Consider the following 10,685-nt stretch of genomic DNA (forward strand, 5'->3'; position numbering starts at 1 on the left):
CCCCGCCGTCGAGGCCTGGCAGCGTCTCGGACGTCCAGCCGCCGGTGGACCTCTGGTAGTGGACGTCGATCGACGGTATCGAGGGCGCCCATACCGCGGCGTTCGCGTGGGAGTCGTCGGCCCACCGACCCCTCAACCGGTGAAGGCCGAGGGGGAACTCACTCGAGGACTGGGCCGCCTGTCCCTGCGCGCTGATGGGGTGCACCGTCCAGGTACTCAGGAAGAGCGCTGGCGGGACACCTCGTACAGCGTGATTCCCACCGCCATCGACGCATTGAGGGACTCCATGGCGGAGTCGATCGGAATGGAGACGATCTGGTCGCAGTTCTCCCGCACCAGGCGCGAGAGCCCCTTGCCTTCGGAACCGACGACGATGCAGATCGGATCGGTGGACAGGGTCAGGTCCGGAAGGGAGACGTCGCCGTCGCCGTCGAGCCCGAGAACGAAGATGCCCTTCTGCTTGAAGGTCTTCAGTGCGGAGTTCAGGTTGCCGACGCGTGCCACGGGCACCCGGACGGCCGCCCCGGCGCTCGTCTTCCACGCGGACGCCGTCACGCCCACCGACCGGCGCTCGGGAACGATGACGCCGTGCGCGCTGAACGCGGAGGCGGAGCGGATGATCGCGCCGAGGTTCCTCGGGTCGGTGATGCCGTCGAGGGCGATGAAGAGCGGCGCGTTGGAGATGTGGCCGCGCTTGAACTTGTCCAACGTGTCGTCGGCGAGGTCGAGGGCGTCGGCGTATTCGTACGGTGGAATCTGGAGCATGAGGCCCTGGTGCACGGCACCCTCGGTCATTCGATCGAGTTCCGGCTTCCCGGTTTCCATCACCGGGATGCCGCGCTCGGTCGCCATTTTCAGCGACTCCCGTACGCGGTCGTCCATCTCGACGCGGATCGCCACGTGGAGAGTCTTGGCGGGAATGCCTGCGCGCAGGGCCTCGACCACCGAGTTGCGGCCGGTGACGATCTCCTCGGCCGCCTTGCCCTTGGTCCGCCCTGTGCCGGCGTTCTTTCCGCCGCGCTTTGCCGCTGACCGGTCGGCCAGCTCCTTGTTCTTGTACGCCTGGTGATAGGGGCGGTCCTCCGCCTTCGGCGTGGGCCCCTTACCCTCGAGCGACTTGCGTCCATGGCCGCCGGTGCCGATGGTGGGCCCCTTTTTCAACTTGCGCACTGCGCCTGGACGTCCGTGACTGGCCATGGAAAAACACCTTTAAATAGAAGAAGAATTCTTCCCAGTTTACGCGGAAGCGCGACGGCGCCGGATACGCGCCGCTCCGCACCCGGTCAGCGCGCTTCCAGCCGCCACGTCGCTCCGGCAGCCGAGTCCTCCACGGTGACCCCCGCTGCGGCCAGGGCATCCCGGATGGCGTCGGCCCGGGACCAGTCCCTTGCGGCACGCGCCTCATCCCGCTGCGCGAGCTGGGAACGGACCAGAGAGTCGAGCGCGATGCCGTCGGCCGACTTCCCGGAGCCGGCAGGCTGCTGTGCGTCATCGAGCCCGAGGACCCTCGTCATGGCAGAGACCGCAGCCAGGGCAGCGCCGGCGGCGGCGTCGTTCCCGTCCGCCAGCGCGGTATTGCCCGCGCGGACGGTTCCGTGGAGCACGGCGAGCGCCTGCGGGACATTGAGGTCGTCATCCATGGCCCTGCCGAACTCCTCGGGCAGGTGGGCCGCCGGGTCGGTTGCTCCCTCTGCCTCCCCCACCCTCGCGGATGCCTTCGCAAGAAAGCCGTCGATGCGCCCCACGGCTGCCGCGGCCTCCTCAAGTGAGCTGGGGCTGTAATCGAGCACCGAGCGGTAATGGGCCTGTCCGAGGTAGTAGCGCACCACGCGGGGGCCCGCGACGGCGAGCATCTCCGCGGGGCTCACCGTGTTGCCGACGGATTTCGACATCTTCTCGCCCTGGTAAGTCACCATTCCGTTGTGCATCCAGAACCGGGCGAAAGGGTGGCCCGCCGCCTGCGACTGGGCCATCTCGTTCTCGTGGTGCGGAAACCGCAGGTCCAGCCCGCCACCGTGGATGTCGAATTCGGGTCCGAGGTACTTGGTCACCATCGCCGAGCATTCGAGGTGCCAGCCCGGCCGACCGGATCCCCATGGGCTGGGCCAGGACGCCGACGGCGGGTCCGTGTCCTTCGAGCCCTTCCACAGCGCGAAATCCCGCGGATCCCGCTTGCCGCGTGGACCGGCGTCGGGCGCGCCCTGCATGTCGTCGATGTTCTGGCGTGTGAGGGACCCATAGGCAGGCCAGGACCGGACGTCGAAGTAGACGTCACCGGAATCATCGAGGGCCGGGTAGGCGTGCCCGCGCTCGATCAGCTGCCCGATCAGGGCGTGCATCTCGGGTATATGCCCCGTAGCGCGTGGCTCGTAGGTGGGCCGGCGCACTCCGAGGGCGTCGTAGGCCGTCGTGAACTCGAGCTCGTACCGGTAGGCGAGGGCCCACCACGGCTCATCGGGCACCATCGCCGGGTCCACGTCGGCAGCGCCTGCCCCGTACGAGGCGAGGGACTTCGCCAGGATCTTGTCGTCGATGTCAGTCACGTTCCGGACCACCGTTACACGGTGCCCCCTCGCTTCGAGCCAGCGCGTGAGCTGGTCGAAGGCGATCGCCGAACGGATGTGCCCGACGTGCGGCATACCCTGCACCGTGGCGCCGCAGTAATAGAGGCTGGCCTTGCCCGGGATCAGGGGTGCGAAGTCGCGCACCTCGGCTTGGGCGGTGTCATAGAATCGCAGGCTCACCGCTCCAGATTACCCGGCGGTGATGGGCGGCCGGCGCGGGTCCCGGTCAGCCGCCGGGTCAGGTGCCGGGTCAGCCGCTTGGGTTAGTCGCCGGGTCAGCCACCTTGGTCAGCTACCTGGGTCAGCTGCCGGGCGCGGCCTGGACCGGACGACGACGGCGGTCGCCACGGCCGCGACGCCCTCCCCGCGGCCGGTGAGGCCGAGGCCGTCGGTCGTGGTCGCGGAAATACTGACGGGGGCCTGTGCGGCGTCGGACAGGGTTGCCTCGGCCTCCGCCCGCCGGGGCGTGAATTTGGGACGGTTCCCGATGATCTGGACGGCGATGTTCCCGATGTCGAACCCCGCCTCGCGCACGACCGCGGCCGCCCGTTTCAGGAGGAGCGCGCCCGACGCGCCGGCGAATTCGGGACGATCAGTGCCGAAGTGCGTTCCGAGGTCCCCCACTCCCGCCGCAGAGAACAGCGCGTCCGCTGCGGCGTGAGCAGCGGCGTCGCCGTCGGAATGCCCGGAGAGTCCCCGCTCCCCCTCCCATAGCAGGCCGGCGAGCCACAGCGGCGCCGGGTCGCCGTCGGGTGCGTAGGCGTGGACATCGACGCCGATGCCGGTGCGGGGAAGGTGCTCATGGTCGCTCAGGTACATGTTTCGGCCATTCCGGGAGGAGGGAGGGAATCTTTCCGGCGACAAGCGTCTCTGCGAGTGCCAGGTCGAGCGGCGTGGTGATCTTGAAAGCCAGGGGATCGCCGTCCACCACCACTACGGGAGTGCCCTGCAGCTCGACGAGCATGGCGTCGTCGGTGATGGCCGGATCTGCCGCATCCGCCCTCTGGTGGGCGCTGCGCAGGACATCCGCGTCGAAGCCCTGGGGCGTCTGGACGATCCGCAGTTCGGCGCGGCCGGGCGTCCCCGCCACCTGCCCGTTGCGTACGATCTTCACGGTGTCCACCACGGGAAGCACGGGGATGACGGCGGCGGCGCCGGCGGCCAGGCGGAATTCGACGCGCTGGAAGACCACTCCCGGGGTGAGGGCCCGCGCGGCGTCATGCACCAGCACTCGGCCCACTGCGTCACTGAGCCCGGTGAGACCGGCCCGGACCGAAGCCGCCCGGCTGGGCCCGCCCGGTACCGTCGTCACGCGGGCGTTTCCGGGAGCCGCCTCCGCCACGTCCGCGAGGGAGATGTCGCCCGCGGGAATGACCACCACGATTTCGTGCGCCACCCCCGAGGCCAGGACGTTTCCCAGGGCGTGTTCAAGAAGGGTCACTCCCCCGCAGAGTACGCGGGCCTTCGGGATGTCGAAACCCAGCCGCTGTCCCGAGCCAGCAGCCACGAGGATGACTCCGGTCAGGGTTCCGCTTCCAGACATCGCTGAAGTAGCAGTATCGGCGGGGATATCCTCGGGCTGATGAGTTGGCACGGCTTCACCCTACGGCAGGTTAAACGAAAAAGAGGGGCCCCTTTCGGGACCCCTCGAGAACGTTCAGGAAGCCAGAACCTCGTCGAGAACTACTGCAGCCTTCTCTTCGTCGGTTTTCTCAGCCAGTGCGAGTTCGGAGATCAGGATCTGCCGCGCTTTCGCGAGCATCCTCTTCTCCCCGGCGGACAAGCCGCGGTCATGGTCGCGGCGCCAGAGGTCGCGGACGACCTCGGCCACCTTGATGACATCGCCTGACGCAAGCTTCTCCAGGTTCGCCTTGTAACGACGCGACCAGTTGGTGGGCTCTTCAGTGAATTCGGCCCGGAGGACATCGAACACATGCTCGAGTCCTTCCTTGCCCACTACGTCCCGAACCCCAACGAGGTCAACGTTTTCTGCTGGTACTTCTATTGTCAGGTCACCCTGTGCCACCTTGAGCTTGAGATACATCTTCTCTTCGCCCTTGATGACGCGCATCTTGATCTCTTCGATTTTCGCTGCGCCGTGGTGAGGATAAACAACTGTTTCGCCGACCTCAAAAACCATGTGGACTTTCCCCTTTCCCGCAGATCAGTTTATCACGGCAACGACACGCCGAACCCGCGTTTTCGCAGGTCAGCAAGGGCAAACCAGTCGATTTAGCTATCATTCTCCTCTTGACGAAAGCGGTATTACCTGATTCAGGGGTCGCCCGGCGAGCGAATCGACCCACGCGATCACGGGCTTTGCCGATAGTCTGTTCCCAGAGGTCCTCACCGGATTCGTCAACCTGTCCCGACAGAAGAACCCCAGGAGTTTGTGCTGTGAAGAGTGCACCGAAGAACCGAGTGCAGCAGGCCGCTGCCGCCGGCGCCGTACTGGCCGTACTGGGGGTCACGGGCTGCACCGCCAACAACCTCCAGGCCACCACCATCCAGTACGCGGCGTCGGACGGCATCGTGAAGGACGTCGGCCCCGTCGAGCTGCGCAACATCCTGGTCATCTCCGCCGAGGACGGCGAGCCCGGCAGGCTCCTCGGCACGGCGATCAACACCAGCGACTCTCCCGTGCAGCTCACCATCGAGGCGGAGAACGAAACCGCTGAAATCACCATCGAGGCCGATGAGAAGTGGGTCTTCGAGGACGAGGTGGACGACGACGGCACCCTCGCGGGGATCGCAGAGATTCCCGGTTCCCTTCTGGACCTGACGTTCTCCGTGGAGTCCGAGACCGCGGAGTTCAACGTCCCGGTCCTCGATGGAACCCTCGAGGAGTACCGCGAGTACGTTCCCGGCGGCTTCACCCCTGAGCCCCCGGAGCCCGCGGTCAACGAGGACGCGGCCGACGAAGAATCCCACTAGTCCTCATTCCGGAGCATGAGCGGCCGCCCATGCTCCGGCTCAGGCTTCGTACTTGTACCCGAGCCCGCGCACCGTCACCAGGTAGCGCGGGTTCGACGGGTCAGGTTCGATCTTCGTCCGTAGCCGTTTGACGTGCACGTCAAGCGTCTTGGTGTCTCCGACATAATCCGAACCCCACACGCGGTCGATCAGCTGGCCGCGCGTCAGGACCCGCCCCGAGTTCCGCAGGAGCATCTCCAGCAGTTCGAACTCCTTGAGCGGCAGGGCCACCTGCACACCGCCGACGCTGACCACATGGCGCTCGATGTCCATCCGCACCGGTCCGGCCTCGACGGTATTGGGGACCAACTCCTCGGGCTCCCCCTGCCGCCGCAGCACCGCGCGGACGCGGGCTACGAGTTCCCTCGAGGAGTAGGGCTTCGTCACGTAGTCGTCGGCGCCCAGTTCGAGGCCCACCACCTTGTCGATCTCTGAATCCTTAGCTGTCAGCATGATGACGGGGACGCTGGAGCGCTGCCTCAGCTGCCTGCATACTTCGGTTCCGGACAGCCCCGGTAGCTGCAGGTCAAGCAAGACGAGGTCCGCTCCTGCCCTGTCGAACTCGGCGACGGCGTCGATCCCGTTGTCCACCACCGCAACCTCGAAACCCTCCTTGCCGAGCAGGTAGGACAGCGGGTCGCTGAAGGATTCCTCGTCTTCGACAATCAGAATGCGGGTCAAGCGCGAACTCCCTGTTCCTGGGCGCTGCTTCCGCCCTTTTTGGTTGGTTTGGTTACCGCCGCCGGGCGGCCTGGTGGAGGAGCGGCGTCGTCGTCGTCGCCGGCTTCCATCTCGGGCAGCCGCACGGTGAAGGTGCTGCCCTGTCCCGCCTGCGACCACACCGTCACCTCGCCGCCGTGGTTCGAGACGACGTGCTTGACGATGCTGAGGCCGAGCCCGGTTCCGCCCGTCTGCCGGGACCGGGCCGCGTCGATGCGGTAGAACCGTTCGAAGATCCGCTCCTGCTCCTCGGGAGTGATCCCGGCACCCTGGTCCGTGACGGAGACCTGCACCAGACCGTCACGGGAGCGCAGCCCCACGCCCACCCTGGTGCCCTCGGGGGAATACCGGATCGCGTTGTCGATGAGGTTGCGGAACGCCGTCATCAGCAGGTCCGGGTCGCCGAATACCGGTAGAGCCACCGATCCACCGACCACGATGTCGATCCGCTTGCTCTCCGCGGGCAGTTTGTTGCGGTCCACGGCCTCGGCGATAACCGTGTTGATGTTGACAGGCTTGCCCCGGCGCACCACATCGGCCCCCTGCAGCCGGGACAGCTCGATGATGTCCTGGACCAGCGCCGAGAGCCGCGCCGATTCCTTGTGCATGCGTTGGGCGAACCGCCGCACCGCCGCCTCGTCCTCCGCAGCTTCGTGGATGGTTTCGGCGAGCAGCGAGATAGCGCCCACCGGCGTCTTCAGCTCGTGGGACACATTGGCGACGAAATCGTTCCGGATCTCTTCTGTGCGCGTGATCTCGGTGCGGTCATCGGCGAGGATCAGGATGTACTCGGTGCCAAGGGCGGCCACGCGCACCTGGATCACGATGCTGCCCTGGCCGAGCGGGCCGCGCGGCAGTTCCAGCTGCTCCTGCTCGATGACGCCGTCACGCCTCACGCGTGAGGTCAGGGCAAGGAGCTCGGCATGAACCACTGTGTACCCGCGCACCAGGCCGAAGGCGTAGGCCGCCGGGCTGGCACGGACCACGCCGTCGATCGCGTCCACGATCACGTACGCCCGGCCGATGATCGAGAGCACCTCCGCGGCGCCGTCGGGCAGAACCGGCTCGTCCTCGTAGAGGAGCCGGCTCCGCTGGGTTTCACTGGTGCGGTACGCGAGCATGCCGAAGACGCCGAGCGCTAGGCCGACGAGCCCGGCGGTCAGACTGAGGGAAACGAAATCCACGCCCCAAGCTTATGCGCTGGCATTCCCGCCCGGACCTGATCCGGTGGCAATAGGCAAGAGGTTCAACTAACGTTCACTAGAAGCTGTGCAATAGTTCATGCTCGCCTGAGAGTCTCGTGGACGGAACTGTGCAGACAGTTGAACTATCACTTCAACGGAAAGGACGCCCACGTGCGTAAGGTTTTTCAGGCCGAACTCCACCAGATCGGCGAGGAACTGATCGAGATCTCACAGCTGGTGTCGGAGGCCATCCAGAAAGCCGACAGCGCTTTCCGGGGCGCCGACACCGAGCTGGCGCAGGAAGTGATTGCCGCGGACGCGCGCATCGATTTCCTGCAGAACGCCCTCGACGAACGCGCGATCGATGTCCTGGCCCTGCAGGGCCCGGTGGCGAGTGACCTGCGGATGATCGTCGGGGCGCTTCGGATGAGCGCCTCCCTCGAGCGCATGGGGGACCTCGCACGCCACATCGCACAGTTGGCCCGGCTGCGCTTTCCCGCGAACGTCATCCCGGAGCGCATCCGCCCCATCTTCGACGAACTCGCCGATCTCGACTTCCAGATCGCAACGAAAGTCACCGAACTCCTCGAGACCCGCAACCTCGAACTGAACAGCGAGATCAACGCCGCGAACGCCCGCGTCAACGAGCTGCACGCGAGCGTTTTCCGGGCCATCGCCTCGGAGGACTGGAACGAGTCCGCACCCACAGCGGTGGATGTCACCCTTGCGAGCCGGTACTTCGAACGTTTTGCCGACCATGGCGTGTCGGTATCCCGCAAGGTCACGTACCTCGTCACCGGCGAGTGGCACCCGAGCGCCCCGCTGAACTAGCGCCCGTCGCCCTGCGGCGACTTCCCGTCTCCCTAAGGCGACTTCCCGAACCGCGACTTCCTCAACGACGGCGGCCTTGCGGGGCCGCCGTCGTCGTGTCCGCCCTGCTTCCTGCTAGTGCTTGCCCTGGTTCGCGACTGCTTCGATGGATGCCGCGGCGGCCTCGGCGTCGAGGTAGGTGCCTCCTGCCTTGACCGGCACCAGGTTCTCGTCCAGTTCGTACACCAGCGGGATGCCGGTGGGGATGTTGAGTGCGGCGATATCGGTGTCGCTGATGCCGTCGAGGTGCTTCACGAGGGCGCGCAACGAGTTGCCGTGCGCGGCGATCATCACCGTCCTGCCGGCTTTGATGTCCGCGGTGATGTCGGATTCCCAGTAGGGCAGGAAACGCTCGAGGACGTCCTTGAGGCACTCGGTGCGCGGCAGGTCCTCGCCGAGGTCGGCGTAGCGGGGATCGTTGGCCTGCGAGTACTCGCTCGAGTCATCGAGGGGCGGCGGCGGGGTGTCGTAGGACCTGCGCCACTCCATGAACTGCTTTTCGCCGTACTCGGCCAGCGTCTGCGCCTTGTCCTTGCCCTGCAGTGCTCCGTAGTGGCGCTCGTTCAGGCGCCAGCTGCGCTTGACGTCGATCCAGGTGCGGTCGGCAGCCTCAAGTGCCAGGTTGGCGGTGATGGTGGCCCGCTTCTGGCGCGAGGTGTAGACGATGTCGGGGAGGATCCCGGCCTCCACCAGAAGGTGTCCACCGCGTGTGGCTTCCTCCCTGCCCTTGGCTGTCAGGGCCACGTCCACCCAGCCGGTGAAAAGGTTCTTCTCGTTCCACTCACTTTGCCCGTGGCGCAACAGAATCAATTTGTAGGAAGTCATGGTTCCCAGTCTGCCGTATCGGTGCTTCCCAGGCATCGTTGAACGCACTGTTACCAGTAACCTTGAACGGTGCCGCAGGTCAGACGCAGTCCCAAGTCGGTGGGCAGCATTACGCGCGGAACCACCAACCCCAACCGGCTGCGGCGCGTGGACCGCTGGCTCGCCGGCCCGCAGGCCTGGCGGCTCCGGGCAGCTGCGGATCCCCTCGCGGTGGATCTGGGCTACGGAGCGGCGCCGGTCACCGCCGTCGAGCTCTTCGAGCGGCTTGCCCGCGTGCGCCAGGACACCGAGCTCATCGGGATCGAGATCGATCCTGCGCGGGTACAGGCCGCGCTCCCGCTTTCACGGGCAAGGTTGAGCTTCCGGCAGGGCGGCTTCGAACTTCCGCTGGACGGCAGGCAGCCTGTTTTCGTGCGGGCCTTCAACGTGCTGCGCCAGTACGGCGAGGACGAGTATCTTCCGCACTGGGACCAGGTGCGCGCTGCGCTCGCGCCGGAGGGGCTGTTCATCGACGGCACGTGTGACGAGATCGGGCGGCGGGCGACGTGGGTTGCCCTGGACTCCTCCGGGCCGGTGTCCCTCAGCATCTCGATGCGTTTCGGCGCCTTCGCTCTGCCGTCGGACGTGGCGGAGCGCCTACCGAAGGCCCTGATCCACCGCAATGTCCCGGGTGAAAGGGTGCACGGGTTCCTGGCGGCGATGGACAAAGCCTGGGTCGACGCCGCGCCACTGTCCCCGTTCGGGAACCGGCAGCGCTGGAGTGCGATGTGTGCCGCACTGAAGGACGCCGGGTGGCCGCTGCTCGATTCGCCGTCGCGCTGGAGGCTCGGCGAAGTGACGGTGGGCTGGGACGCGGTGCGGCCGGAAGTACTTGTCTAGTCGCTCGTCACCAGGGGCCGTAGTTTCCCCCGCGGTTGGCCGTCTCGCTGACGGCGGGTTTGACGTCCGCGAGGTACACGCTGGCAGCAACGACGGCGACCAGCTGGAACAGGTTGAAACCGCCGCCTCCGCCCAGGCCGCCGAGCGCCGACAGGAGACCGACAAGGAGCGCACCGCCGGTCAGGGCCAACCAGAAGCCCTTGGTGCGCTTCGACACGGCTTCGAACGACGCCGGTTTGCGGCGGGCGCAGTCGGCGAAGGCCCAGATCTCGATTGCCAGGGCAACGAATCCCAGCACGAGGTAGAGGTAACTCTGGATGGCAAGAACAATCAGCACGGAATCAGCTTAGCTGTCCTGCTGCCGTGAGGGCACCATCGAGATCCCTCCACAGGTCCTCGACGTTCTCGATGCCCACTGACAAGCGCACCAGGTCCTCCGGAACGGTGACCGGCTCGGCCGCTTGCCGGCGTCGTCGTTCGATGAGCGACTCCACCCCGCCCAGGGAGGTTGCCGGAAGCCAGAGGCGCACAGCGTCCACGAGGGCGTCGGCGGCGGCAAGGCCGCCCACCAGTTCGATGCTGACGATGCCGCCGAAACCGTTCAGCTGTTTCCTGGCACGTTCGTGGCCGGGGTCCTGCGGCAGACCGGGATAGCGGACGCGGGCGACGG

General features: G+C 66.6%; 14 protein-coding genes. 3 read left to right on the forward strand and 11 right to left on the reverse strand.

Annotation, left to right across the window (positions count from 1 at the left end):
- The 6 genes from Y705_RS22720 to Y705_RS0109835 all read right to left on the reverse strand — a co-directional run.
- A partial coding sequence (locus Y705_RS22720; protein WP_216698777.1) for a hypothetical protein occupies positions 1 to 205 on the reverse strand: 205 nt, incomplete at its 3' end.
- Positions 206 to 216: 11 nt separating this feature from the next.
- A complete protein-coding gene (gene rlmB / locus Y705_RS0109815; protein WP_026532722.1) occupies positions 217 to 1,197 on the reverse strand; it encodes a 23S rRNA (guanosine(2251)-2'-O)-methyltransferase RlmB in 981 nt (326 codons plus the stop codon).
- A gap of 86 nt (positions 1,198 to 1,283) precedes the next feature.
- The gene (cysS, locus tag Y705_RS0109820) at positions 1,284 to 2,744 is read right to left on the reverse strand and encodes a cysteine--tRNA ligase (RefSeq protein WP_026532723.1); all 1,461 of its coding nucleotides are present in this window, start codon (positions 2,742 to 2,744) and stop codon (positions 1,284 to 1,286) included.
- A gap of 108 nt (positions 2,745 to 2,852) precedes the next feature.
- The gene (ispF, locus tag Y705_RS0109825; RefSeq protein ID WP_026532724.1) at positions 2,853 to 3,383 is read right to left on the reverse strand and encodes a 2-C-methyl-D-erythritol 2,4-cyclodiphosphate synthase; all 531 of its coding nucleotides are present in this window, start codon (positions 3,381 to 3,383) and stop codon (positions 2,853 to 2,855) included.
- Positions 3,364 to 4,158, reverse strand: coding sequence for a 2-C-methyl-D-erythritol 4-phosphate cytidylyltransferase (ispD, locus tag Y705_RS18925; RefSeq protein ID WP_444826178.1), 795 nt, complete (start codon positions 4,156 to 4,158; stop codon positions 3,364 to 3,366). The genes ispF and ispD overlap by 20 nt, the downstream gene beginning before the upstream one ends.
- Before the next feature lie 63 nt (positions 4,159 to 4,221).
- Entirely contained in the window at positions 4,222 to 4,704 is a 483-nt protein-coding gene (locus tag Y705_RS0109835; RefSeq protein ID WP_026532725.1) for a CarD family transcriptional regulator, read from the reverse strand.
- A gap of 257 nt (positions 4,705 to 4,961) precedes the next feature.
- On the opposite strand from Y705_RS0109835, the gene Y705_RS18930 reads away from it, so the two are divergent.
- Positions 4,962 to 5,498 carry a hypothetical protein gene (locus Y705_RS18930; protein ID WP_049822561.1) on the forward strand — a complete coding sequence of 179 codons (537 nt, stop codon included), beginning with the start codon at positions 4,962 to 4,964 and terminating at the stop codon, positions 5,496 to 5,498.
- A gap of 39 nt (positions 5,499 to 5,537) precedes the next feature.
- Here Y705_RS18930 and Y705_RS0109845 read toward each other — a convergent pair whose 3' ends face one another.
- Entirely contained in the window at positions 5,538 to 6,218 is a 681-nt protein-coding gene (locus tag Y705_RS0109845; RefSeq protein WP_026532726.1) for a response regulator transcription factor, read from the reverse strand.
- The gene (locus Y705_RS0109850; RefSeq protein ID WP_026532727.1) at positions 6,215 to 7,441 is read right to left on the reverse strand and encodes a sensor histidine kinase; all 1,227 of its coding nucleotides are present in this window, start codon (positions 7,439 to 7,441) and stop codon (positions 6,215 to 6,217) included. The genes Y705_RS0109845 and Y705_RS0109850 overlap by 4 nt, the downstream gene beginning before the upstream one ends.
- A 171-nt stretch (positions 7,442 to 7,612) precedes the next feature.
- Between Y705_RS0109850 and phoU the strand changes: the two genes are divergently transcribed.
- Positions 7,613 to 8,272 carry a phosphate signaling complex protein PhoU gene (gene phoU / locus Y705_RS0109855; RefSeq protein ID WP_026532728.1) on the forward strand — a complete coding sequence of 220 codons (660 nt, stop codon included), beginning with the start codon at positions 7,613 to 7,615 and terminating at the stop codon, positions 8,270 to 8,272.
- Positions 8,273 to 8,386: 114 nt separating this feature from the next.
- Here phoU and Y705_RS0109860 read toward each other — a convergent pair whose 3' ends face one another.
- On the reverse strand, positions 8,387 to 9,136 hold the full coding sequence (locus Y705_RS0109860) for a phosphoglyceromutase (RefSeq protein ID WP_049822562.1): 750 nt from the start codon (positions 9,134 to 9,136) through the stop codon (positions 8,387 to 8,389).
- Positions 9,137 to 9,205: 69 nt separating this feature from the next.
- Between Y705_RS0109860 and Y705_RS0109865 the strand changes: the two genes are divergently transcribed.
- Complete coding sequence (locus Y705_RS0109865; protein ID WP_026532730.1) at positions 9,206 to 10,015, forward strand: class I SAM-dependent methyltransferase; 810 nt, start codon at positions 9,206 to 9,208, stop codon at positions 10,013 to 10,015.
- Positions 10,016 to 10,022: 7 nt separating this feature from the next.
- Here Y705_RS0109865 and Y705_RS0109870 read toward each other — a convergent pair whose 3' ends face one another.
- Positions 10,023 to 10,352, reverse strand: coding sequence for a DUF2516 family protein (locus Y705_RS0109870; protein ID WP_049822563.1), 330 nt, complete (start codon positions 10,350 to 10,352; stop codon positions 10,023 to 10,025).
- A gap of 4 nt (positions 10,353 to 10,356) precedes the next feature.
- A partial coding sequence (locus Y705_RS18935) for a PLP-dependent transferase (protein WP_173401070.1) occupies positions 10,357 to 10,685 on the reverse strand: 329 nt, incomplete at its 5' end.

It is taken from the genome of Arthrobacter sp. H41, from assembly GCF_000520535.1.
Taxonomy (GTDB): domain Bacteria; phylum Actinomycetota; class Actinomycetes; order Actinomycetales; family Micrococcaceae; genus Arthrobacter_D.

Coding starts and splice junctions, on each gene's coding strand:
- rlmB (WP_026532722.1), bottom strand. CDS start 1,197: ATGGCCAGTCACGGACGTCCAGGCGCAGTGCGCAAGTTGAAAAAGGGG.
- ispF (WP_026532724.1), bottom strand. CDS start 3,383: ATGTACCTGAGCGACCATGAGCACCTTCCCCGCACCGGCATCGGCGTC.
- Y705_RS0109835 (WP_026532725.1), bottom strand. CDS start 4,704: ATGGTTTTTGAGGTCGGCGAAACAGTTGTTTATCCTCACCACGGCGCA.
- Y705_RS0109860 (WP_049822562.1), bottom strand. CDS start 9,136: ATGACTTCCTACAAATTGATTCTGTTGCGCCACGGGCAAAGTGAGTGG.